20 protein-coding genes are annotated in these 22,871 nt (G+C 54.8%); 7 read left to right on the top strand and 13 right to left on the bottom strand.

Annotated elements, in window-relative coordinates; translation table 11 throughout:
• Positions 1-148: 148 nt before the first annotated feature.
• On the bottom strand, positions 149-1,462 hold the full coding sequence (gltP, locus tag AC2FAK_RS21195) for a glutamate/aspartate:proton symporter GltP (protein WP_013095082.1): 1,314 nt from the start codon (positions 1,460-1,462) through the stop codon (positions 149-151).
• Positions 1,463-1,885: 423 nt separating this feature from the next.
• On the opposite strand from gltP, the gene acs reads away from it, so the two are divergent.
• The 3 genes from acs (at position 1,886) to actP (ending at position 6,152) form a co-directional block, all read left to right on the top strand.
• Entirely contained in the window at positions 1,886-3,844 is a 1,959-nt protein-coding gene (acs, locus tag AC2FAK_RS21190) for an acetate--CoA ligase (RefSeq protein WP_095455718.1), read from the top strand.
• A gap of 347 nt (positions 3,845-4,191) precedes the next feature.
• Positions 4,192-4,506 carry a DUF485 domain-containing protein gene (locus AC2FAK_RS21185; protein ID WP_013095080.1) on the top strand — a complete coding sequence of 105 codons (315 nt, stop codon included), beginning with the start codon at positions 4,192-4,194 and terminating at the stop codon, positions 4,504-4,506.
• Positions 4,503-6,152: a cation/acetate symporter ActP gene (actP, locus tag AC2FAK_RS21180; RefSeq protein ID WP_095455717.1), complete on the top strand. Its 1,650-nt coding sequence runs from the start codon at positions 4,503-4,505 to the stop codon at positions 6,150-6,152. The genes AC2FAK_RS21185 and actP overlap by 4 nt, the downstream gene beginning before the upstream one ends.
• A 31-nt stretch (positions 6,153-6,183) precedes the next feature.
• On the opposite strand, the gene AC2FAK_RS21175 is transcribed toward actP, so the two are convergent.
• Both AC2FAK_RS21175 and AC2FAK_RS21170 read right to left on the bottom strand, forming a co-directional pair.
• Complete coding sequence (locus tag AC2FAK_RS21175) at positions 6,184-6,873, bottom strand: LrgB family protein (protein ID WP_095455716.1); 690 nt, start codon at positions 6,871-6,873, stop codon at positions 6,184-6,186.
• Positions 6,866-7,276 (bottom strand): CidA/LrgA family protein, encoded by a 411-nt coding sequence (locus AC2FAK_RS21170; protein WP_020686648.1) that lies wholly within the window; start codon positions 7,274-7,276, stop codon positions 6,866-6,868. Before AC2FAK_RS21170 ends, AC2FAK_RS21175 begins: the two co-directional genes overlap by 8 nt.
• Positions 7,277-7,378: 102 nt before the next feature.
• Here AC2FAK_RS21170 and AC2FAK_RS21165 point away from each other — a divergent pair, with 102 nt between their 5' ends.
• Positions 7,379-8,266: a LysR family transcriptional regulator gene (locus AC2FAK_RS21165; protein ID WP_013095076.1), complete on the top strand. Its 888-nt coding sequence runs from the start codon at positions 7,379-7,381 to the stop codon at positions 8,264-8,266.
• Between the two features lie 584 nt (positions 8,267-8,850).
• On the opposite strand, the gene AC2FAK_RS21160 is transcribed toward AC2FAK_RS21165, so the two are convergent.
• The 4 genes from AC2FAK_RS21160 to soxR all read right to left on the bottom strand — a co-directional run bounded on the left by AC2FAK_RS21160 (position 8,851) and on the right by soxR (position 13,738).
• Positions 8,851-10,497 carry a Na+/H+ antiporter gene (locus tag AC2FAK_RS21160; protein WP_013095075.1) on the bottom strand — a complete coding sequence of 549 codons (1,647 nt, stop codon included), beginning with the start codon at positions 10,495-10,497 and terminating at the stop codon, positions 8,851-8,853.
• Positions 10,498-10,647: 150 nt separating this feature from the next.
• Entirely contained in the window at positions 10,648-11,997 is a 1,350-nt protein-coding gene (gene ghxP, locus AC2FAK_RS21155; RefSeq protein WP_013095074.1) for a guanine/hypoxanthine transporter GhxP, read from the bottom strand.
• Between the two features lie 298 nt (positions 11,998-12,295).
• Complete coding sequence (locus tag AC2FAK_RS21150; protein WP_013095073.1) at positions 12,296-12,967, bottom strand: glutathione S-transferase family protein; 672 nt, start codon at positions 12,965-12,967, stop codon at positions 12,296-12,298.
• A 312-nt stretch (positions 12,968-13,279) separates the two neighbouring features.
• Entirely contained in the window at positions 13,280-13,738 is a 459-nt protein-coding gene (soxR, locus tag AC2FAK_RS21145; protein ID WP_013095072.1) for a redox-sensitive transcriptional activator SoxR, read from the bottom strand.
• Between the two features lie 97 nt (positions 13,739-13,835).
• Here soxR and soxS point away from each other — a divergent pair, with 97 nt between their 5' ends.
• On the top strand, positions 13,836-14,162 hold the full coding sequence (soxS, locus tag AC2FAK_RS21140; protein WP_013095071.1) for a superoxide response transcriptional regulator SoxS: 327 nt from the start codon (positions 13,836-13,838) through the stop codon (positions 14,160-14,162).
• Positions 14,163-14,168: 6 nt separating this feature from the next.
• Here the strand turns inward: soxS and AC2FAK_RS21135 are convergent, their stop codons facing one another.
• Positions 14,169-15,734 carry an EAL domain-containing protein gene (locus AC2FAK_RS21135; RefSeq protein WP_023622182.1) on the bottom strand — a complete coding sequence of 522 codons (1,566 nt, stop codon included), beginning with the start codon at positions 15,732-15,734 and terminating at the stop codon, positions 14,169-14,171.
• 659 nt (positions 15,735-16,393) lie between these two features.
• Between AC2FAK_RS21135 and AC2FAK_RS21130 the strand changes: the two genes are divergently transcribed.
• On the top strand, positions 16,394-16,675 hold the full coding sequence (locus tag AC2FAK_RS21130; protein WP_008503385.1) for a YjcB family protein: 282 nt from the start codon (positions 16,394-16,396) through the stop codon (positions 16,673-16,675).
• Positions 16,676-16,736: 61 nt separating this feature from the next.
• Here the strand turns inward: AC2FAK_RS21130 and AC2FAK_RS21125 are convergent, their stop codons facing one another.
• Positions 16,737-17,372: a hypothetical protein gene (locus AC2FAK_RS21125; RefSeq protein ID WP_047024175.1), complete on the bottom strand. Its 636-nt coding sequence runs from the start codon at positions 17,370-17,372 to the stop codon at positions 16,737-16,739.
• A 100-nt stretch (positions 17,373-17,472) separates the two neighbouring features.
• Positions 17,473-17,997 (bottom strand): single-stranded DNA-binding protein SSB1, encoded by a 525-nt coding sequence (ssb1, locus tag AC2FAK_RS21120; protein ID WP_003860284.1) that lies wholly within the window; start codon positions 17,995-17,997, stop codon positions 17,473-17,475.
• A 251-nt stretch (positions 17,998-18,248) separates the two neighbouring features.
• Here ssb1 and uvrA point away from each other — a divergent pair, with 251 nt between their 5' ends.
• Positions 18,249-21,071: an excinuclease ABC subunit UvrA gene (gene uvrA, locus AC2FAK_RS21115; protein ID WP_014830295.1), complete on the top strand. Its 2,823-nt coding sequence runs from the start codon at positions 18,249-18,251 to the stop codon at positions 21,069-21,071.
• A gap of 3 nt (positions 21,072-21,074) precedes the next feature.
• On the opposite strand, the gene AC2FAK_RS21110 is transcribed toward uvrA, so the two are convergent.
• The 3 genes from AC2FAK_RS21110 to aphA form a co-directional block, all read right to left on the bottom strand.
• Positions 21,075-21,428 carry an MmcQ/YjbR family DNA-binding protein gene (locus tag AC2FAK_RS21110; protein ID WP_013095068.1) on the bottom strand — a complete coding sequence of 118 codons (354 nt, stop codon included), beginning with the start codon at positions 21,426-21,428 and terminating at the stop codon, positions 21,075-21,077.
• Between the two features lie 2 nt (positions 21,429-21,430).
• Complete coding sequence (locus tag AC2FAK_RS21105; RefSeq protein WP_013095067.1) at positions 21,431-21,847, bottom strand: secondary thiamine-phosphate synthase enzyme YjbQ; 417 nt, start codon at positions 21,845-21,847, stop codon at positions 21,431-21,433.
• Positions 21,848-21,959: 112 nt separating this feature from the next.
• Positions 21,960-22,673 (bottom strand): acid phosphatase AphA, encoded by a 714-nt coding sequence (aphA, locus tag AC2FAK_RS21100; RefSeq protein ID WP_013095066.1) that lies wholly within the window; start codon positions 22,671-22,673, stop codon positions 21,960-21,962.
• Positions 22,674-22,871 lie beyond the last annotated feature (198 nt).

The raw sequence follows: 22,871 nt of genomic DNA, 5'->3' as shown, positions 1-22,871 counted from the left end.
ATGCGTAAGCTGGCGCAGGTGGCGTATGGCGTCCTGAAATCAGGACGCCCGTTCGATGCCACACTGCACGAGAAAAATGCTTGCGTGGCATAACAGTATCTACAAAACCCGTAGGCCCGGTAAGCGCAGCGCCACCGGGCTTAGGATGTTACTGGTCAGCCGTCTTATCAAAACGACCCAGCACCTCGCGTTCATACGCCAGCGCTTTTTTACGGTCGAACTTGTGTTCCCACTTGGCGATAACCAGCACCGCCAGCGCGTTTCCAACCACGTTCAGCGCCGTACGCGCCATATCGAGGATACGGTCAACACCGGCGATAAACGCCAGGCCTTCCAGCGGAATACCGACACTGCCAAGCGTCGCCAGCAGCACCACGAAGGAGACACCCGGCACGCCCGCGATCCCTTTTGAGGTCACCATCAGCGTCAGCACCAGCACAATTTCCTGCCACAGCGACAGATCAATGCCGTACAGCTGGGCAATAAAGATGGCTGCGATGCTCTGGTACAGCGTCGAGCCGTCCAGGTTAAAGGAGTAGCCGGTTGGCACCACGAAGCTGGTGATAGAAGCCGGGGCACCATATGCCTCCATCTTCTCAATAATACGCGGCAGCACGCTTTCAGAGCTGGCCGTGGAGTACGCCAGAATCAGCTCATCTTTCAGAATGCGGATCAGGATCCAGATGCTCAGCCCACACAGGCGCGCCACAATGCCCAGTACCACCAGCGCGAAGAACAGGATGGCGAAATGCACCAGAATTACCAGCTTCGCCAGCGGCCACAGGGAGGCAAAACCGAAGTTCGCCACGGTTACCGCGATAAGCGCAAACACCCCAACCGGCGCGTAACGCATCACCATGTGGGTCACTTTAAACATGGTTTCAGAGATGGAGCGGAACACGGTGACCAGCGGTTCACGGTGCGTGGCAGGCAGAGAGGAAAGACCCAGACCAAAAAGCACCGAGAAGAAGATGATTGGCAGCATCTCGCCCTTCGCCATCGACGCCACAATGTTAGTCGGCACCAGCGACAGGATGGTGCCCATCAGGCCGTGCGCATGGCTCTGCACTTCAGCGGTCGTACTTTGGTATTTCGAAATATCCACCGTCGCAAGTTGCGACATATCGATCCCGGAACCTGGCTGGAAGACATTCGCCAGGGTAATGCCAAGGATGATGGCAATCGTCGTGATCACTTCGAAATAGAGAATGGTTTTTGCACCGATGCGGCCCAGCTGTTTTGCATCACCGACTCCGGCAATACCGACCACCAGCGTCGAGATGACAATCGGCACCACGATCATTTTGATCAAATGAATAAAGATATCGCCCGCCGGGGAGAGCAAGTTCGCAATCAGCCACTCGCGGCTGTCGCTGTGATAATGGAGATAGCTACCCAGCAGGATACCCAGCACAAGGGCCAGCAGGATTTGCCAGGCCAGGCTGACTTTAACGTTTTTCATAGAAACTGACTTCCTCAATGAAGCGCCCTATTCATGCAGACTGCATGAATATGGAGACATACTGAAAGGGTATGAATTGTGTTGCGTTGGTTTATGGGATTTTTTAACGCGGCGTATGAGTATCATCTGCGCGGTGTGTTGCGCAAGCCTTAAAGAACAACGCATTTCACTACGAAAAGCCGTTATGACGCGAGTTTACGATAATTCTTATAAATAACCATTTGTTATAAAAACGATTTTTTATGCGCAAATGTGAATAATCCGCCCGGTAAATTATTTTTCTTCAAAGTTTCATTCGCTCATTTTTCATACGCTTCAAACAATGCGTGATCTGCCGCCCAAATAATAAACAAAGCTTGTAAAGCCCCTACTATTAACGTTTTTGCGACATATTATTAACATCTTACAAGGAGAAAAAAAGCCATGAGCCAAATACACAAACACGACATTCCCGCTAACATTGCGGACCGTTGCCTGATCAACCCGGAGCAGTACCACGAGAAGTATCAGCAATCTGTCTCTGATCCTGACGCTTTCTGGGGCGAGCAGGGCCATATTCTTGACTGGATCAAACCTTACCAGAAGGTGAAGAACACCTCCTTTGCGCCGGGTAACGTTTCTATTAAATGGTATGAAGACGGCACGCTAAACCTTGCGGCGAACTGCCTCGATCGCCACCTTGCCGAACGCGGTAACGAAACGGCCATTATCTGGGAAGGCGACGACGCCTCTCAGAGCAAACATATCTCTTATAAAGAGCTGCACCGCGACGTGTGCCGCTTCGCTAACGTGCTGCTGGACCAGGGCATTAAAAAAGGCGATGTGGTCGCCATCTATATGCCGATGGTGCCGGAAGCGGCGGTGGCGATGCTGGCCTGCGCGCGCATCGGCGCGATCCATTCCGTTATCTTTGGCGGGTTCTCGCCGGAAGCGGTTGCCGGGCGTATTGTCGACTCGAGTTCGAAACTGGTGATCACCGCTGATGAAGGCGTGCGCGCCGGGCGCGGTATTCCTCTGAAGAAAAATGTCGACGAAGCGCTGAAAAACCCGAACGTCAAAACCGTCAGCAACGTTATCGTCCTTAAGCGTACCGGTGGCAAGATCGACTGGAATGAAGGGCGCGACCTCTGGTGGAGTGACCTGATTGAAAAAGCAAGCGACCAGCATCAACCGCAAGAGATGAACGCGGAAGATCCGCTGTTTATCCTCTATACCTCCGGCTCCACCGGCAAACCGAAAGGCGTATTGCACACCACCGGTGGCTATCTGGTCTATGCGGCCACCACCTTTAAATACGTTTTCGACTACCATCCGGGCGATATCTACTGGTGCACCGCCGACGTGGGCTGGGTCACCGGTCACAGCTATCTGCTGTACGGCCCGCTGGCCTGCGGTGCAACAACGCTGATGTTTGAAGGTGTACCAAACTGGCCAACCCCGGCGCGGATGTGCCAGGTGGTCGATAAGCACCAGGTCAACATTCTGTACACCGCGCCAACGGCGATCCGTGCGCTGATGGCGGAAGGGGATAAAGCGATAGAAGGTACTGACCGCTCTTCCCTGCGCATCCTCGGCTCCGTCGGCGAGCCTATTAACCCGGAAGCCTGGGAGTGGTACTGGAAGAAGATCGGCAACGAAAAATGCCCGGTAATGGACACCTGGTGGCAGACCGAAACCGGTGGGTTCATGATCACACCAATGCCGGGTGCGACCCGCTTAAAAGCCGGTTCAGCGACCCAACCGTTCTTCGGCGTCCAGCCTGCGCTGGTGGATAACGAAGGCAATCCGCAGGATGGCGCCACCGAAGGCAACCTGGTGATCGTCGATTCCTGGCCGGGCCAGGCGCGTACGCTGTTCGGCGACCATGAGCGCTTCGAGCAGACCTACTTCTCAACCTTTAAAAACATGTACTTCAGCGGCGACGGTGCGCGTCGTGACGAGGATGGCTACTACTGGATCACCGGGCGCGTGGACGATGTGCTGAACGTCTCCGGCCACCGTCTGGGCACCGCGGAGATTGAATCCGCGCTGGTATCGCATCCGAAGATCGCCGAAGCCGCGGTAGTGGGTATTCCGCACAACATTAAAGGCCAGGCGATTTACGCCTACGTCACCCTGAACCACGGTGAAGAGCCGTCGCCAGAGCTGTATGCCGAAGTGCGCAACTGGGTCCGCAAAGAGATTGGCCCGCTTGCCACGCCGGATGTGCTGCACTGGACTGACTCTCTGCCGAAAACCCGCTCAGGAAAAATTATGCGCCGAATCTTGCGCAAAATCGCGGCAGGTGACACCAGCAACCTCGGCGATACCTCAACGCTCGCCGATCCGGGTGTGGTGGAAAAACTGCTCGAAGAGAAGCAGGCCATCGCAATGCCATCGTAATCTTTTCTCCCTCTCCCTGTGGGCTGAGGAATCCCCACTAATTTTTTATTAGTGGTTTCAGAGGATTAGAATGAATATTTTGCGAGCAGTTAGATTCACTCAGCTCGTAGACAGACAGAAAACGCTCATAAATGTGCATCTTCTGTCGAGTTATCGGTTGTTTTTAGCTCCATTTTTGAACAATAAACAACCATTTATCCATATCTAATTTTCTGGGGATTCCTCAGCCCTGTGGGAGAGGGCCGGGGTGAGGGCATCAGACCGCACCTTCCTCCCCTCACCCTAACCCTCTCCCCACAGGGGAGAGGGGATAAAACAAACCAACCTTACTTCTGGAGATTTCTGTGATGAATAACGATATTTGTCAGCAGATAGAGAATAGTGCGCACTACAGGGAGCTCGTCGATAAACGGCAACGGTTTGCCTTCTTACTTTCCATCATCATGCTGATTATCTACGTCGGCTTTATTCTGCTGATTGCCTTCGCTCCGCACTGGCTGGGTACGCCGCTGCATGAGGGCACCAGCGTCACGCGGGGCATCCCGATTGGTATTGGCGTCATCGTGATTTCGTTTGTGCTGACCGGTGTTTATGTCTGGCGTGCGAATGGCGAATTCGATCGTCTTAATAAAGCGGTACTGCGTGAGGTAAAAGCATCATGAAGAGAGTCCTGACGGCGCTTGTCGCCACACTACCCTTCGCGGCAAACGCCGCGGATGCCATTACCGGTGAGGTACAGCGCCAGCCAACCAACTGGCAGGCGATTGTCATGTTCCTGATTTTCGTGGTGCTGACCCTGTATATCACTTACTGGGCGTCAAAACGCGTGCGCTCCCGTAACGATTACTACACCGCGGGCGGCAATATCACCGGTTTCCAGAACGGGCTGGCGATTGCGGGCGACTTTATGTCCGCCGCCTCTTTCCTCGGGATTTCCGCGCTGGTGTACACCTCCGGCTACGATGGTCTGATCTACTCTCTCGGCTTCCTGGTCGGCTGGCCAATTATTCTGTTCCTGATCGCCGAACGCTTGCGTAACCTCGGGCGTTTTACCTTTGCTGATGTCGCCTCCTATCGCCTGAAGCAGGGCCCGATTCGCATTCTCTCCGCCTGCGGCTCGCTGGTGGTGGTGGCGCTGTATCTGATCGCCCAGATGGTTGGCGCAGGCAAACTGATCGAACTCCTGTTCGGCCTGAACTACCACATTGCGGTGGTGCTGGTAGGTGTACTGATGGTGATGTACGTCCTGTTCGGCGGCATGCTGGCGACCACCTGGGTGCAAATTATCAAAGCGGTACTGCTGCTGTTCGGCGCCAGCTTCATGGCCTTTATGGTGATGAAACACGTCGGCTTCAGCTTCAATAATCTGTTCACCGAAGCGATGGCGGTCCACCCGAAAGGGGAAGCAATCATGAGTCCGGGCGGGCTGGTGAAAGACCCGATATCCGCGCTTTCACTCGGTCTGGGTCTGATGTTTGGTACCGCAGGCTTGCCACATATCCTGATGCGTTTCTTCACCGTGAGCGATGCCCGCGAAGCGCGCAAGAGCGTCTTCTACGCCACCGGGTTTATGGGTTACTTCTACATTCTGACCTTTATCATCGGTTTTGGCGCCATCATGCTGGTAGGCGCAAATCCGGCGTTTAAAGACGCGGCAGGCGCGCTGATTGGCGGGAATAACATGGCGGCAGTGCATCTGGCCGATGCGGTAGGCGGCAATCTGTTCCTCGGCTTTATCTCGGCCGTGGCCTTCGCCACCATCCTTGCCGTGGTTGCCGGACTGACGCTTGCCGGAGCGTCAGCGGTGTCGCATGACCTGTACGCGAACGTGTTCCGCAAAGGCGCAACCGAGCGTGAAGAGCTCAAAGTCTCCAAAATCACCGTACTGATTCTGGGTGTGGTGGCGATCCTGCTGGGGATCCTCTTCGAGAAGCAGAACATTGCCTTCATGGTGGGGCTGGCCTTCTCAATTGCGGCGAGCTGTAACTTCCCTATCATCCTGCTCTCCATGTACTGGTCTAAACTGACCACCCGTGGCGCAATGGTAGGCGGCTGGCTGGGGCTGCTGACTGCGGTGATTCTGATGATCCTCGGCCCGACGATTTGGGTGCAGATCCTCGGTCACGAAAAGGCGCTCTTCCCGTATGAGTACCCGGCGCTGTTCTCAATCGCCGTGGCGTTTATCGGTATCTGGATCTTCTCTGCAACCGACAACTCGCCGGAGGGGAACCTGGAGCGTGAGAAATTCCGCGCCCAGTTTATCCGCTCGCAAACCGGCCTGGGCGTGGAACAAGGCCGCGCACACTGAGTCTTGATCCCCGGCCTTCGGGCCGGGGAGTTCAGAACATCACCCACGCCACCAGCGGTGCAATCAGCACCATCAACACGCCGGAGAGCATCATCACCAGGCTTGCTACAACTCCCTCCTGCTGACCCAACTCATAAGAGCGTGCCGTTCCCGCGCCGTGTGACGCCGCGCCAAATCCCGCCCCTTTTGCCAACCCTTCATGGATAGAAAGCCGCAGAAACAGCATATCGCCCACCGCCATACCGAAGACACCGGTGACAACCACGAACAGCGCCACCAGATCCGGCTGTCCGCCGAGCGGTTTAGCGGCTGCCAGCGCAAATGGCGTCGTTACCGAGCGCACGGCCAGGCTACGCTGAATTTCATCGGGCAGCGTAAACAGCCGCGCCAGCCAGACGGAGCTACAGACCGCCACCACCGTGGCGGTAATCACCCCCGCGCTGAGCGACATCCAGTGACGTTTAATGATATTCAGGTTGTCGTACACCGGCACCGCAAAGGCGATGGTGGCCGGCCCCAGTAGCCACAGCAACCAGTGGGATTCGCCAATGTAGTTTTGCCAGGAGATATGGCCAAAAACCAGCATCAACACCAGCAGGATCGGCGTAAAGACCAGCGGCATCAGCGGCAGCGCGTGAAAGCGCCGATACAGGCGCTTGTTGGCAAAGTAGATAACCAGCGTGGCAATCAGGCACAGCACGCTTATCTGGAAGTTAGTCATGTTTTTGCCTGCGGATCTCGAAGCGATAAACCTTGTCCACCACCCAGGCGGTGGCGCCCAGCACCATCAGCGTGCTCAGGGCGATGACCGCGAAGATCCGCCAGCCGTCCACCATCAGCAGTTGCGCATAGTTCACCACTGCCACCACGGCAGGAACAAAGAACAGCAACATCTCTGCCAGCAGCCAGCGCGCGCCGGCACGCACCCAGCTAAGGGGGATAACGCGGCAGAGAATGAGCGTCAGCATCAACACCATCCCCACCAGGTTGGCAGGCAGCGGCAGATGCAGCCAGCCGACAAGATATTCCGCAAAAACAAACAGTCCCGCGTAGAGCAGTACCTGAACCGGTACCTGGAGTCGTTGCACAACGGCAGGCGTAACACGGCTTAACGCCACGGCCATGGGGGTTTTCCTCAAAAATGAGACGAGGCGCCAGTATAGTGAGCGCACGGTATGGACTGAAATGAATTAAAATCATCGAAGGTATAGTTTCGAGGAATAATCATGGACATAAGAACGCTGCGCTATTTTGTCGAAGTGGTTCGCCAGCAGAGTTTTACCCGCGCAGCGGAGAAGTTATTTGTTACCCAACCCACCATCAGCAAAATGCTGAAAAACCTCGAAGATGAACTCAACTGTACCCTGCTGATCCGCGACGGACGCAAGCTGTTGCTTACCGATACCGGACGCGTGGTGTTTGAACGTGGCCTGGCGATCCTGGCCGAGTTTCGTCAGCTGGAAGCGGAGCTTGACGATATAAACCACCTGACCAAAGGGGTGCTGCGCCTTGGTATTCCGCCGATGGTCGGGATGATGATGGCCGGGCCGATTAGCCTGTTTCGCCAGCGTTACCCCGGCGTTGAACTCAAAATTTCGGAGTTTGGTGGATTAACCGTCCAGCAGGCCGTAACCAACGGCGAGCTGGACGTCGCCATGACAGCCCTCCCCGTTGAGGAAGAGAGCGGTCTGGCGACGCTTCCGCTCTTTAGCCATCCGCTGTGCGTGCTGGTTCCCCGCTCCGGCGACTGGCTGAAGCGAGATTCAGTGAAACCTGAACTGCTCGGTGAATACCCTCTGCTGATCTACAACGAAGATTTCGCCCTCAGCCGCCAGTTGATGACGCTGTTTAATCAACATAGCGTGAAGCCGCGCATTGCGGTGCGCAGCGGCCAGTGGGATTTCCTGGCAGCGATGGTGCAGGCAGGCGTGGGGATTGCCATTCTGCCGCAGCCGATTTGCGAGCGTCTGGATAAAAACACGCTGCGCTGGATCCCACTCGAAAGCGATTTGCACTGGCAGCTGGGGATGATTTGGCGAGAAGGGATATATTTGTCGCACAGCGCCCAGGCGTGGCTGCAATGTTGTGAGGGATTTTGGGTGCCCTCACCCTAACCCTCTCCCACAGGGTTGAGGGATCCCCAGTAATTTTTTACCGAAAGCGACGAAAGTTGCTTCAGGAAAATGAATGACTTACAGCGACGCCCTGGTCCGGCTGTAAATCGCTGAGGCGTTTCCTGCAGGCCGGGGCGAGGCGCATGGATGCGCCGAGAGGGCGGCTTTACAGGGACGTTACATCCGCCCGTCCCCGATAAGCCGGAAGGAATAAGCCGAGGACAAAATTGCCGGGAGCAATTTTGGACAGCGCTTGCGCTGGCCCCAAAGGGGTGAGCCCCAGGGATGGGGCGAACAATCCGCGAAGCGGCGATTTACCGCCGGGAGCCCGGGTCGCCAGGGTGGTGGCGACTGAGCCACCCTGGCACGTTCACGGGCTATGTCGTTACAGAGTAGCAAGGAACATAAAGTGAACGGAATGACCTCTACAGCCATATGTTCCCCCTCACCCCAACCCTCTCCCTCAAGGGAGAGGGGGGCCTCCGTGCAGGCATTATTTTGTGGGGAACCCTCAGCCCACAGGGAGAGGGAACCGATCGAGCACGTAGGCCCGGTAAGCGCAGCGCCACCGGGCAAAAACAGCGTTACTGATTCTCTATCAACAACGCTTCCAGCAGATCCAGATCGTGCAGCAGCTTTTGCAGTGTCTCGTTGCTGATCTGCCGCGTGGCGCGCAGGTGATACAGCTCGGCACGCTCGGAGCGCAGCGCCGCCAGACGGAACCGGCGCTCCAGGTTCTCCTCCTGCAGCGAGCTTTCCACATCGTTACGGCCGTCAGCCCGGCGACGCAGATTACCAATCACGCGTGAGCTCACTTCCGTCAGCAGCTGATTGTCGATGTTCTCTTCGGCATCGGCGGCCAGGCGCTCTTCCATTTTCTGAATAGCGACAATCGCCACTTCGGCAGTGGCGGCGCGGGCAATCCGCTCCTCTTTATGCTGCTGCGTGGCGTCCCCGGCGTCGATATGCTGCAGCAAAATCGGCAGCATAATCACCCCGACAAACAGTGAGAACAGGATCACGCCCGCCGCCAGGAAGACCAGTTCATAACGCGCCGGGAAGACATCGCCCGTCGGCAACAGCAGCGGAATGGAGAGTACACCGGCCAGGGTAATCGCCCCGCGTACCCCCGCAAAGGAGGCAATCAGCAGCTCACGCGTGGTCCACGAACCAAACTCCATCGGCTTTTTCTTCAGGAAGCGCACGCTGAAGTTTTTCATCGTCCACAGCCAGCCGAAGCGCACCAGCATCAGCGCCATGTAGATCAGCACGATGTCGGTAAAGAGCATCCAGACTTCAACGTTCGGATCGGCCTCCGCCGCCACCAGAGAGGATTCCATAATGCCCGGCAGCTGCAGACCCAACAGCAGGAAGACCATGCCGTTAAAGACAAATTCCAGCATTGCCCAGGTGCTGTTTGCACGCAGACGCATGGCCAGCGGCGCGCGGCGCATTACGCCGGAGCGGGTGATGGTCATCCCTGCCGCTACCGCTGCCAGAATGCCCGACACGCCAATATGTTCGGCAATCAGATAGGAGGCAAACGGCAGCAGGAACAGCAGTACGATCTGTGTTGCGGGTTCATCACCGCCCCAGCGACTGAGGAAGCGCAGCGAGCGGCCATACAGCCAGCTCACCACGAAGCCCGCCAGGATACCGCCAATAGCAACCTTGAAGAATTCCAGGGTCGCGCCACCCACGGTAAAGATCATCGTCCCCATTGCGACGGCCACGGCGAACTTCAGGGCAACCAGACCGGAGGCGTCGTTCATCAGCGCCTCTCCCTGTAAGATGCCCATGATTTTCTTCGGAATCCGCCCTTCACCCACAATGCCGGACAGCGCCACGGCATCGGTTGGCGACAGGACTGCGGCCAGCGCAAAAGCGGGTATTAACGGGATCCCCGGAACCACCCAATAGATCAGGAAACCAATCCCGACCACGGTCACGACGACCAGCGCCAGCGCCAGACCGAAGATCTCGCGCCCATGTTCCAGAAACTCGCGCGTGGGTGTTTTCCAGCCATCAGCAAACAGCAGTGGCGGGATAAACAGCACGAGGAACAGTTCCGGGTCGAACTCAACGTGCAGGCCAAACGTCGGCCACGCCAACAGCGCGCCGATAGCAATTTGCATTAATGGCAGGGGGACCTGAAAGGGCAGTACGCGTGTAACCACCCCGGATAATGAGACCACAAGGGTCATGATGAGTATTGTGAAAAAGATTTCCATGCGTTCCCTGTTTGCTGTGTTACTTATGTACTACGGAAGGCGTCGTGCCTTTTATTCTATCTTCCCCAGAGTAACGCAAAAGGCAACGGGATGAGTCCTGAAAATAAAAACGGGCGGCCTGAGCCACCCGTTTTCGCATCAAAGGACAATTTAGATTGCCCAGCCGCCCGCGTAGAACACCACCAGCGCAACGGCGATAACCACGGTGCCGATGTTCAGCTTGCGCCACTCACCGGAGACCAGGCGACCAATCACCAGCGACGCGAAGCCGATCATGATGCCGGTCACGATGTTACAGGTCAGCACGATAAATACCGCAGTGATCAGGCCTGACATCGCGTCCACAAAGTCCGCAAAGTCAATTTTCGCCACGTTGCTCAGCATCAGCAGGCCGACGTACATCAGTGCCGGAGCCGTAGCGTAGGCTGGCACCAGGTAAGAGAGCGGCGAGAGGAACAGGATCAGCAGGAACAGCACACCAACGGTAATGGCGGTCAGGCCAGTTTTACCGCCTGCCGCGGTGCCCGCAGCGGACTCGATATAGACCGCAGCCGGAGAAGCGCCTACCAGACCCGAGAAGACGCTGCTCAGGGAGTCGGTGGTCAGCGCTTTGCCACCGTCGATAATCTGACCGTCTTTATCCAGCAGGTTCGCCTGACCGGCCACCGCACGGATGGTCCCGGTGGCATCAAACACCGCCGTCATCACCAGCGCCAGCACGCTTGGCAGGATCACCGGGTTCAGCGCGCCGACAATATCCAGGCTGCCAATCAGGGAGTTACCGTTGTCATCGCTCAGTGACGGCATGGCAAAAATACCGGAGAAATGCACGGTCGGATCGAAAATCAGGCCAACAATGGACACACCGATAATGGTCAGCAGAATGCCGCCTGGGACTTTCAGTTTTTCCAGACCAATAATCACCGCCAGGCCAATCAGGGACATGATCACCGGGAAGCTGGCGAAGTGACCCAGCGCCACCGGCAGACCGTCCAGCGGGTTCTTAATGACCAGACCCACGCCGTTGGCGGCAATTAGCAGCAGAAACAGACCGATACCGATACCGGTGCCGTGCGCCACGCCGTGCGGCAGGTTGCGCAAAATCCAGCTACGAATGCCGGTTGCCGAGATAATGGTGAACAGCACGCCCATCAGGAAGACGGCGCCCAGGGCAACCGGTACGCTGATGTGTTGGCCCAGCACCAGGCTAAACGCGGTGAAGGCGGTCAAGGAAATGGCACAGCCAATCGCCATCGGCAAATTCGCCCACAGCCCCATTACGATGGAGCCGACACCGGCGACAAGACAGGTTGCAACAAAGACCGCTGCCGGAGGGAAGCCTGCTTTACCGAGCATGCCCGGCACAACGATGACGGAGTACACCATTGCCAGAAACGTTGTCAGACCGGCAACGATTTCCTGGCGCACGGTGCTGCCGCGAGCAGAAATTTTAAATATGGCGTCAAGTGAACCGCCGGTACGCGCGGATGGCGTAGACATAGAAAACATCCCCTGAGAGTTTTTATAGAAAGTCCGTAAGCGTGGTGGAGACTCCACTGCCAGCAAAACGTCAAATCCTTGTGCTGCGTTTGCGACGAAAAGGGGCGTCACAAAAAAAGCAAACGTTTAGCTCCGCGCTTACAAAACGGGTGGTCAAATTTAGGCAAACGATTATCCAGCCTAATCACCGCCCTTTTCAACTGAACTTTCTCGTTTTTCGCTAAATTTCCCTTATGACGATGAAGAAATAAGCAGAGGATGCGCAAACGTTATCGTTTATGCGCAATGGGGTTACAAATTACGCCTCGCCAGGGATCGTTAACGGCCCACCTTGTTCCAGGGTTCTCTGCCAGGCAGGACGATTTTCGACCTTTTTCTTCCAGGCATGGGTGTGCGGAAGATCCTCGACACCGCCGCGTGCCAGCAGGGCAAAAATCGGGAAACTCATCTGAATATCGGCCATGCTGAGAGTCTCTCCGGCAAACCAGCTATTTTCAGCCAGGTGAGATTCAATAAAACGCGCGTGGGTTTCGAGCTGGGGATTGAGATAGGCTTTTTGCACGCCCTGACCCAGCGCTTTCCCCAGCGTGCGTATTCCAAACGGCACGGGCGGTTTACCGAGGCTGCTAAATACCAGCTTCATTAACAGCAGCGGCATAAGAGAACCTTCTGCATAGTGTAGCCAGAAGCGGTATTGCACCTTGTGGGCAGGATCCAGCGGCTTAAGCTGCGATTCTGCGTCGTAGGTTTCCTGCAGATACTCCAGAATGGCACCGGATTCAGCAAGGATCAGCCCGTTGTCTTCAATGACCGGTGACTTGCCCAACGGATGCACGCGTTTAAGGGACTCGGGAGCCAGCATCGTTTTTTCGCGCTGGTAGTGAACAATCTCATAGGGCAGAGAAAGTTCTTCCAGAGCCCAGATCACGCGGTGTGAGCGCGACTGGTTAAGGTGATGTACCGTGAGCATAGAGGTCTCCTGTTATTCATACTTTTTAACTATAGAAAATTGAACAACACCGCGAAAAATATTCGCCACAAAAGCGGCCCCGGTGACTGGCGAAAAAGCGGCCCTTACATAGAATTAAAGTGTCAGCACAAACCGGAACCTCCTCAACCAGCTCGACATGAGGGGTGCTGATGTCGGGGGAAACCCTCCCGTGAGCCAGCGGGATAGAGAGAAAGACAAAGACCGGAAAAAACTAAAGCGCCCTTATGTGGCGCTTTAGTTCTTTATTATGCTTTTTGCTGGATGGCGCAGCCGCCACCCGGCAAACAGATCTCAATCTTCTTCCAGCAGCCGCGCCCCCGTCCCCTGTTCGCCCAGTTTGTCACCGGGGTTGCGTAACGGGCAATCGCTGCGCGACAAACAGCCGCAACCGATGCACCCGTCCAGTTCGTCACGCAGCGCCACCAGCGTATGAATACGCCGGTCCAGCTCCTCTCGCCACTGGGATGAAAGCTCTTTCCACTCTTTCGGGCTCAGCGTGTGGCCTTCCGGTAACACGCCGAACGCTTCACCGATGGTGGCCAGGGGAATTCCGATTCGTTGCGCAATTTTAATAATCGCCACGTAGCGGAGCACGTCACGGGTGTAGCGCCGCTGGTTTCCGGCGTTACGGATGCTTTTGATTAACCCTTTACTTTCATAGAAGTGGAGCGCCGATACTGCCACACCGCTTCGCTTAGCCACTTCACCCGGGGTCAAAAGCGCTTTTATTCTCGGCAATCTCTTTTCCATAAAACCTCTTTACCTCAAGTTAACTTGAGGAATTATACTCCCCCACAGAGAAAACGACGAATCAACCAGGAAAGTTGTATCTACAGAGGGCAACCTTATGTCGCATCAGCAAATTATTCAGACACTTATTGAATGGATTGATGAACATATCGACCAACCGTTGAACATTGATGTGGTCGCGAAAAAGTCGGGCTATTCGAAATGGTATTTACAGAGAATGTTCCGGACCGTAATGCACCAGACGCTGGGTGAGTACATTCGTCAGCGCAGGTTACTGCTGGCGGCGCAGGCGTTACGCTCTACGCAGCGGCCTATTTTTGATATCGCGATGGATCTGGGGTATGTGTCGCAACAAACCTTTTCCCGCGTGTTTCGCCGCGAGTTTGACCGCACACCAAGCGATTACCGTCACCAGTTGAATTAAGGTTTATCAGTGCAAAGGTTGCTGCTGCCAGGTCATAAACTCCTGGGGCGGCATCGCTTTCGCGAAGTGCCATCCCTGACAGAACTGTACGCCGCGCTTCAACAACCAGCTTACCTGCTCGGCAGTTTCTACCCCTTCCGCAATGGTTTTGAGCCGCAGGCTCTGCGCCATCTCGATAATATGCTCGGCGATAAGATGACTGGTGCTGTTGGTGGTTAGGGTGTCGATAAAGGATTTGTCGATTTTCAGAATATCGACATTCAGCGAGTAGAGATTATGCAGGTTCGAGTAACCTGTACCAAAATCGTCGATTGCCACTTCATAACCCGCCTGACGAAAAGCCTGGATAACCGGCGTAGTTTTCGGCACATCAATAAATCCGCGCTCCGTCACTTCGATTTTGATCTGCTGCGCACGCACGGCATAGTGCCGCGCTTTGTCGGATATCATGGCGATCAGCCGCGAAGAGTGAAAATCCGTCGCCGACAGGTTGATCGAAATATAGAGGTCAGGATGCGCGGCCAGGAAATGGCCCAGATCGCTGAAGACCTCTTCTACAACATAATCCGTAATGCGTTCGCTCATCCCCTCTTTTTCCGCCAGCGGGATGAATTCCGCCGGGCTCATGACAGGCCCGTTAAAACCAGGCCAACGCAACAACGCCTCTGCCCCCACGCACTGATTATTCTTGATATCGATGATTGGCTGATAATGGACACAAAGCTGACGTTTATTCAGCGCCCGATGCAGCAATCGTCCTGGGGAGTTCAGCTCACGGTGGGTGCGCGACCAGACCAGCAAAATAATGATGCTACAGATCATTCCCAGCGGCAGCGTCAACGTCGCCTGATGGTAGAGCGTTTCATAGAAGCGTTTATTCGACGTTGAAACGATGGCGGCAATCGGACGTTTATCCGATTTTACCACCGTATAAAAACGGTCATCTTTTTGAAATACCACGTCCTTATCCCGAATCATCGAGTTTAATAAAGAAACGTTGGCTTTCTGACTGACGGAAAAGAAGGCATTCGTTACCGTATCGTACACGCCCCATGAGAGAGAGTGATCGGTGGACATCACTTCACTGTACGAGAGTGGATTAACCACCACGACATAATTCCCGCGCTGCATATATGTCATTTTATAGCCAGTGAAAAATGGCGTATCACGGTAATAATAGATAGCGATATCGGGTTTTCGGATGTAATTAGCGGGGGAGATCGCATAGGGCCGATCCGGGGTAAAAATGGATGAACAACGAAAATTCTGGCCTTCGGCATAAATTAAATCAGCGATGAACAGACGGCCGCGAACCACGTTCAACATATATTGCCGATGTGACGGCGTACAAACTTTACCCTGATATTTTTCCGCTTCGGCCCGGGCCAGATCAACCTGTTCAATAACCAGTTCAGTTTTGTCTAAAGCCAGTTCAGCAAATGTGCGTAACTGCGCGCTTGTTTCCGACACCGCTCTTAGCTGGGCAAACCATAGCGCAAGCATCACCGGCAGCATAACTACCATGATGATCCCTACCACTCTGAGCATCTTGCGCCGCGCGCTACGATTCATTTCCCGCCCTATATCCCTGCATGTTGTACGCCTGTAGTAATGAAGGCCGGATGCTTTGATAAACAGGTGATTACGTTGCATGAATCATGCGAAGTTAGCAACTGACTTTTAGTATTAAAAATCTTAAATTTCGTTATGACGATAATATTTGTCCGTAAGCTAAACTAAAAGTATTCGTTCCGTTTCTATTAAGGAAAATATTTATCCAGCCTGAACGGGGGGATTGAAGATAACGCAACAGAGGATCGTTGATTAAGCCAAACTTCTGGCAGCATGAAAAAAGTACAACATCAACATGACGTTTTATACTATTTGCGCGGATGTAATTTGATCAATGTTTTATAAACGTTCGGCTATTACCACATTATTTCCAGGATCAGCAGAGAATAACGCTTCACTTATAAAAAGGCATAGCTGGCGGCGCCATTGCTCTCCTCCGCTCGTTCGAAGGAGGTTGCTCCCGGCACGTGGTGGGTTCGCATCCGCCGATGTCGAAGGCAACCCCATCCTGCCGCCTCTCTTTTTCAGCGTAATAAAATCCCCAATCTGCTCGCACAGGCACTGGCGAATAAATCAACAAATGTGATATAGTTCACACATATCATGTAACGAGAAACACTGTTTCATTCAGTTCGTCTGTTTTGGAGAGGATGGGTTTTATGGCAACCATTACGACCAGCATGGTTCTCCTGCGCTGGCCTTTGTTGAGTGCGGTACTGATGTTTTTAGCCAGCACGCTAAACATTCAGTTTCGTAAATCTGACTACGCGGGTCTTGCGGTCATCAGTACGCTGTTAGGACTGGGCGCGGCTTGCTGGTTTGCAACGGGTCTGCTTGGTATCACCCTGCTGGATATTGCCGCCGTCTGGGAAAATATTAAAGTAGTGATGGTTGAGGCAATGAGCCATACGCCACCAGACTGGCCGATGGTAATTACCTGATGGTCGTTTCATAACAACATGTTAAAAGCCTCTCTTACGAGGCTTTTTTATTTTCAAGGCATCAGTCCACAGCAGGCAGCGGGAGTTTACTGATGATCGCCAGCCGGTTCTGATGATGCTCCTCATCGCCCCATAACCAGTCAACCTGATTGCCGATATCGCTGTCTTTCATTATCGGTCTCATTTCACAGGTAATCATGTCATAGGCGTACAAATGATGCCCACTGGCGATGGCATCATACAGACGTGATTGCCAGAAACTCATACCATCACGTGTCTGGTGACGGTCTGTGATGATGACATTGTATTTTTCCAGCAAATACTGAGAAAACACTTTTCCGGGCAGATCGCGCAACACGCCCCGATGCGATGGTTTAGGTGACCGCCATATCAGGATTTGCGTAACCGGCATGTAGTTCAAAAAAGCATCTTTCTGATAAATCACGCGATTGTAGTAAACAATCTCCTGCGTAATTTCATTGACCAGCGCCAGTTCAAAGTGCTCATTAGGAATATCAGCAATTCGATTTTCAGCTCTGACAAAATGATATCCCGGCGGGAATGGGCCAAAACTCAGCTCGTCATCGACTGACGCACGAAGGGAAATTTCATTCAGCAACGTCGTATTATGGCTGTCCACTGTAAGCATTGCGAATGTCTTCTGCACGTCTGCGGGATCAAAGAGTTGTTGTGGCATAGCTCCTCGCGGATGAGATGGGTCAGACACCAAATATAACGTGATGAGTATTAAACAAGAAGCCCTGCAACAGCAGGGCTTTCTTTAGTGCTGAAGACAATCAGAACGGAATGTCGTCGTCGAAGTCCATTGGTGGTTCGTTAGACGGTGCCGGTGCGGACTGCTGCTGCGGGCGAGACTGCGCGCCGCCGCTGAACTGGTTGCCGCCCTGTGGCTGCTGAGGCTGGCCCCAACCGCCCTGCTGCTGGCCGCCACCTGCTGGAGCGCCACCGCCCTGACGGCCACCCAGCATCTGCATGGTGCCGCCAACGTTTACCACCACTTCAGTGGTGTACTTTTCCTGACCGGATTGATCGGTCCATTTGCGGGTACGCAGCTGGCCTTCAATATAAACCTGAGAGCCTTTACGCAGATACTCACCGGCCACTTCTGCCAGTTTGCCAAACAGCACAACGCGGTGCCATTCGGTCTGCTCTTTCATCTCACCGGTCGCTTTGTCACGCCAGGATTCGGAAGTAGCCAGCGTAATGTTGGCAACTGCGCCACCACTCGGCATGTAGCGTACTTCCGGGTCCTGGCCCAGATTACCGACGAGAATCACCTTGTTTACGCCTCTGCTGGCCATGTTCGTGTCTCCTGAATACGTTTCTTAATAGTGTAAACGCGCGAGTGTACCATTTCCACGCGTCAATTTGCATAGTTGCGTGGCGGGTTCAGAAATCTCTCGCGAACTCGGCATTGTTACACAGCTAATCAGAAAATGCATTCCAATACTGTATATTCAAACAGGTTAAATTGTGTCATAATTAGCCGTTTCTGACAGCCGTTTGTCCTTCAAACAAACCAGGCAATCCGTGTTCCAACCGGGAAAGGTGAATGGATAAGATCGAAGTTCGGGGCGCCCGCACCCACAATCTCAAGAATATCAACCTCATAATCCCTCGCGACAAACTCATCGTCGTGACCGGGCTTTCGGGGTCTGGCAAATCCTCACTGGCTTTCGACACCCTGTATGCCGAAGGACAGCGCCGTTACGTTGAATCACTCTCTGCGTATGCGCGCCAGTTCCTGTCATTGATGGAAAAACCGGATGTAGACCATATCGAGGGGCTTTCGCCTGCTATCTCTATTGAGCAGAAGTCCACCTCCCACAACCCGCGTTCAACGGTCGGTACCATTACCGAAATTCATGACTACCTGCGTCTGCTGTATGCCCGCGTAGGTGAGCCGCGCTGCCCGGATCACGACGTGCCGTTGGCGGCGCAGACCGTGAGCCAGATGGTGGATAACGTGCTGTCGCAGCCAGAAGGCAAACGCCTGATGCTGCTTGCCCCAATCATTAAAGAGCGTAAGGGCGAGCACACCAAAACGCTGGAAAACCTGGCAAGCCAGGGGTATATCCGCGCCCGTATCGACGGCGAGGTGTGTGACCTGTCCGATCCCCCGAAGCTGGAGCTGCAGAAAAAACACACCATCGAAGTGGTGATTGACCGCTTTAAAGTGCGTGACGATCTGGCGACCCGTCTGGCGGAATCCTTTGAAACTGCGCTGGAACTCTCTGGCGGTACGGCGGTGGTCTCCGATATGGACGACCCAAACGCGGAAGAACTGCTCTTCTCCGCCAACTTTGCCTGCCCGATTTGCGGCTACAGCATGCGTGAGCTGGAGCCACGTCTGTTCTCCTTTAACAACCCGGCGGGAGCCTGCCCGACGTGCGACGGCCTGGGCGTACAGCAGTATTTTGACCCGGACCGCGTGATCCAGAATCCTGAACTGTCGCTGGCTGGCGGTGCGATCCGTGGCTGGGATAAGCGTAATTTTTACTACTTCCAGATGCTTAAATCGCTGGCAGAGCACTACAAGTTCGACGTGGAAGCGCCGTGGGCCAGCCTGAGCCCGAACGTGCACAAGGTGATCCTGTTCGGTTCCGGTAAAGAGAACATCGAGTTCAAATACATGAACGATCGCGGCGATACCTCCGTACGTCGCCACCCGTTCGAAGGGGTGCTGCACAACATGGAGCGGCGCTACAAAGAGACTGAATCCAGCGCGGTGCGTGAGGAGCTGGCGAAGTTCATCAGCAACCGCTCCTGCGCCACCTGTGACGGCACGCGTCTGCGTCGCGAAGCGCGCCACGTGTTTGTCGAAAACACGGCGCTGCCGACCATCTCAGACATGAGCATCGGTCACGCAATGGACTTCTTCAACAACCTGAAGCTCTCCGGCCAGCGGGCGAAGATTGCCGAAAAAGTGCTGAAAGAGATCGGCGACCGTCTGAAATTCCTGGTGAACGTCGGCCTGAACTACCTGACGCTTTCCCGCTCCGCAGAGACGTTGTCCGGCGGTGAAGCCCAGCGTATCCGTCTGGCCAGCCAGATTGGCGCGGGCCTGGTGGGCGTCATGTATGTCCTGGACGAACCGTCCATCGGCCTGCATCAGCGCGACAACGAGCGTCTGCTCGGAACGCTTATTCATCTGCGTAACCTCGGCAACACGGTGATTGTGGTCGAGCACGACGAAGATGCGATCCGTGCTGCCGACCATGTGATCGACATCGGCCCGGGCGCGGGTGTGCACGGCGGCCAGGTGGTCGCAGAAGGCACCCTGAAAGACATTATGGCAGTGCCCGAATCGTTAACCGGCCAGTACATGAGCGGCAAGCGCAAGATTGAGGTGCCGAAACAGCGCGTGCCGGCGAACCCGGAAAAAGTGCTTAAGCTCACCGGCGCTCGCGGCAACAACCTGAAAGACGTGACCCTGACGCTGCCGGTGGGTCTGTTTACCTGTATCACCGGTGTATCCGGTTCCGGTAAGTCGACGCTGATCAACGATACGTTGTTCCCGATTGCGCAGACGGCGCTGAACGGCGCGACGCTTGCCGAACCTGCACCGTACCGCGATATCCAGGGGCTGGAGCATTTCGATAAGGTTATCGACATTGATCAAAGCCCGATCGGCCGTACACCGCGTTCCAACCCGGCAACCTATACCGGCGTCTTCACGCCCGTCCGTGAACTCTTCGCGGGTGTACCGGAAGCGCGTTCGCGCGGCTACACGCCAGGACGTTTCAGCTTTAACGTTCGCGGCGGCCGCTGTGAAGCGTGTCAGGGCGACGGCGTGATCAAGGTTGAGATGCACTTCCTGCCGGATATCTACGTGCCGTGCGACCAGTGCAAAGGCAAACGCTATAACCGTGAAACGCTGGAGATTAAGTACAAAGGCAAGACCATTCACGAAGTGCTGGATATGACCATCGAAGAGGCGCGCGAGTTCTTTGATGCCGTTCCTGCGCTGGCACGCAAGCTGCAGACGCTGATGGACGTAGGTCTGACCTATATTCGTCTGGGACAGTCAGCGACGACGCTGTCCGGCGGGGAAGCGCAGCGCGTGAAGCTGGCGCGTGAGTTGTCCAAACGCGGTACCGGGCAGACGCTGTACATTCTCGATGAGCCGACCACCGGTCTGCACTTTGCGGATATCCAGCAGTTGCTCGACGTTCTGCATCAGCTTCGCGATCAGGGCAACACTATTGTGGTCATTGAGCACAACCTGGACGTGATTAAAACCGCGGACTGGATTGTCGATCTCGGCCCGGAAGGCGGCAGCGGCGGCGGTGAAATCCTCGTCTCCGGTACGCCAGAGACCGTTGCAGAGTGCGAAGCCTCGCACACCGCGCGCTTCCTTAAACCATTGCTGTAATTGTCACACGGAGAGTTGCTGTCGGGTCGCTTCCGGCAGCAGCTCAACCGCCTGCTGATAAGACGCGTCCACCAGGTAGTAAATCTGCGACCCCGGGAGTGAACCGTCGAGATAGACCGTACTCCAGTGCGCTTTGTTCAGATGTTTGCTCGGCCGGACGTCGTCGTGCTGCTGACGTAATAGCTCCGCCAGCTCCGGGCTGGTTTTCAGCGACGCCGCCGGGCGGCCTTCCACCTCTTTCACCATCGCAAACAACACATCTCCCACTTTAATCTGCGTGGCTTTCCAGTCGCTGTGAACGCTCTGCTCCGCGCCTGGCTTACTCATGCAGTACTGCAGTAGCTCCGAAATTGTCATCTTTATTCCCCTTGTAGCGTTGCGATAATTTTACGCGAACCACCGTGAATGCGATGTTCTCCCAGCCAGATCCCTTGCCATGTTCCCAGCAGAAGCCGCCCGTTGTGTACCGGCAGCATTAGCGATACGCCCAGCAGAGAAGATTTGATATGCGAAGGCATGTCGTCCGCCCCCTCATAGTCATGCTCGTAGGAGGCGTTGTCCGGAACGGTTTTCAGAAAATGCCGCTCCATATCAGACCGGACGGTGGGATCGCAATTTTCATTAAGCGTGAGAGAGGCCGACGTGTGCTGAAGCAGCAGATGCAGCAAACCCGTTTTGACGCGCGACAGATCGCGGATCTGCCCGATAACTTCATCCGTCACCAGGTGAAATCCGCGAGGTTTAGCGCTTAAGGTCAGGGTTTGTTGGTACCACATGTGCTGCTCCGTTATGAAAGTGAATCTTTCTAAGTGTGCAGCAAGAAGACGAAAGGTAAAACCCGCAGCGACGAGATTTGATTAAAAAAGAGCCAAACTCGCCGCCGGCGGTTTAATACTCTGAGTTCACAATAACCTCTTCGCCGAACTTCCCGGCCATTGGCAGCGGGCGATAGGTCGAGTTTGAAGCGCGTAACACCCTGATCCCTCTGGCTCCCACATCACGCGCGGCGCTGATATCGTTGTCTGAATCACCGTAGAAGACTTTGATATGTTTCTGCTCCAGCCACTGGGTTTTGGTGTTTTGTCCCGGTTTGTCACCTGCGAAAATCACCGGGTTCATGCTGGCCGCCGGGATAAGGAAATCATCCTGCAGGGTTTTAGAGACGGTTTCCGTTTTGGTCTGACTGCGTCCGGTAACGAAGTAAATGCTGTCGCCACGTTTTACATGCATGGCGATAAGCGCGCGGGCCACCTCTTTCGGGATGCTAAATTCGTCCCAGCCGTTGTTCATCTTTTCCCAAAATTCCGGGTTTTTCAGATACGCTTCGCTATCCGGTGAGTATGTTTTTTTACCGCGCCAGAACCCGGGGCTGGAGAAGAGGACGGTATCGTCAATATCAAAGCCCACGGCCATTGGCGGGCGGCCCATCAGGCTGTTTTCAATCTGGGCTACAGAAACCCAGTGAATGGGGGCTTGTTCAGCCAGAATAGCGGCGGTAGTGCCGGTGTAAAGCGGCGTCGGTGCGGAAGCGCGCGCGACGACCGTACTGTTAAGCGAGAACAATAAGCAGGCGGCGCTGAGCGCCAGTGTGATCTTGCGCATATTTTCCCCTGAATATTCAGTTAGTTATCGTTTTAATTTGAGCGACTGGTCAAAAATCTATCCGACCATAACCCCAGCGGGAGATGAAGGGAAGGAGTTTTTGCTTATGAGGTTGGATAAAAAGAAGAAGATCACAGAATGCCGGGCAACCTGTTTGTGCGGCCTGATGCCCTCATCCCGGCCCTCTCCCACGGGGAG

It is taken from the genome of Enterobacter cloacae complex sp. 394F7, assembly GCF_057320385.1.
Note: the sequence above shows the minus strand (reverse complement) of the source record. Positions and strands in the feature narration are given on the sequence as shown.

What these genes read in the sequence shown, in the direction of transcription:
- AC2FAK_RS21165 (WP_013095076.1), top strand. Translation starts at nt 7,379, where the DNA reads ATGGACATAAGAACGCTGCGCTATTTTGTCGAAGTGGTTCGCCAGCAG.
- acs (WP_095455718.1), top strand. Translation starts at nt 1,886, where the DNA reads ATGAGCCAAATACACAAACACGACATTCCCGCTAACATTGCGGACCGT.
- soxR (WP_013095072.1), bottom strand. Translation starts at nt 13,738, where the DNA reads ATGGAAAAGAGATTGCCGAGAATAAAAGCGCTTTTGACCCCGGGTGAA.
- uvrA (WP_014830295.1), top strand. Translation starts at nt 18,249, where the DNA reads ATGGATAAGATCGAAGTTCGGGGCGCCCGCACCCACAATCTCAAGAAT.
- ghxP (WP_013095074.1), bottom strand. Translation starts at nt 11,997, where the DNA reads ATGTCTACGCCATCCGCGCGTACCGGCGGTTCACTTGACGCCATATTT.
- AC2FAK_RS21150 (WP_013095073.1), bottom strand. Translation starts at nt 12,967, where the DNA reads ATGCTCACGGTACATCACCTTAACCAGTCGCGCTCACACCGCGTGATC.
- AC2FAK_RS21170 (WP_020686648.1), bottom strand. Translation starts at nt 7,276, where the DNA reads ATGGCCGTGGCGTTAAGCCGTGTTACGCCTGCCGTTGTGCAACGACTC.
- aphA (WP_013095066.1), bottom strand. Translation starts at nt 22,673, where the DNA reads ATGCGCAAGATCACACTGGCGCTCAGCGCCGCCTGCTTATTGTTCTCG.
- AC2FAK_RS21105 (WP_013095067.1), bottom strand. Translation starts at nt 21,847, where the DNA reads ATGTGGTACCAACAAACCCTGACCTTAAGCGCTAAACCTCGCGGATTT.
- ssb1 (WP_003860284.1), bottom strand. Translation starts at nt 17,997, where the DNA reads ATGGCCAGCAGAGGCGTAAACAAGGTGATTCTCGTCGGTAATCTGGGC.
- AC2FAK_RS21110 (WP_013095068.1), bottom strand. Translation starts at nt 21,428, where the DNA reads ATGACAATTTCGGAGCTACTGCAGTACTGCATGAGTAAGCCAGGCGCG.
- gltP (WP_013095082.1), bottom strand. Translation starts at nt 1,462, where the DNA reads ATGAAAAACGTTAAAGTCAGCCTGGCCTGGCAAATCCTGCTGGCCCTT.
- AC2FAK_RS21135 (WP_023622182.1), bottom strand. Translation starts at nt 15,734, where the DNA reads ATGAATCGTAGCGCGCGGCGCAAGATGCTCAGAGTGGTAGGGATCATC.
- AC2FAK_RS21185 (WP_013095080.1), top strand. Translation starts at nt 4,192, where the DNA reads ATGAATAACGATATTTGTCAGCAGATAGAGAATAGTGCGCACTACAGG.
- AC2FAK_RS21130 (WP_008503385.1), top strand. Translation starts at nt 16,394, where the DNA reads ATGGCAACCATTACGACCAGCATGGTTCTCCTGCGCTGGCCTTTGTTG.
- AC2FAK_RS21160 (WP_013095075.1), bottom strand. Translation starts at nt 10,497, where the DNA reads ATGGAAATCTTTTTCACAATACTCATCATGACCCTTGTGGTCTCATTA.
- AC2FAK_RS21175 (WP_095455716.1), bottom strand. Translation starts at nt 6,873, where the DNA reads ATGACTAACTTCCAGATAAGCGTGCTGTGCCTGATTGCCACGCTGGTT.
- AC2FAK_RS21125 (WP_047024175.1), bottom strand. Translation starts at nt 17,372, where the DNA reads ATGCCACAACAACTCTTTGATCCCGCAGACGTGCAGAAGACATTCGCA.
- soxS (WP_013095071.1), top strand. Translation starts at nt 13,836, where the DNA reads ATGTCGCATCAGCAAATTATTCAGACACTTATTGAATGGATTGATGAA.
- actP (WP_095455717.1), top strand. Translation starts at nt 4,503, where the DNA reads ATGAAGAGAGTCCTGACGGCGCTTGTCGCCACACTACCCTTCGCGGCA.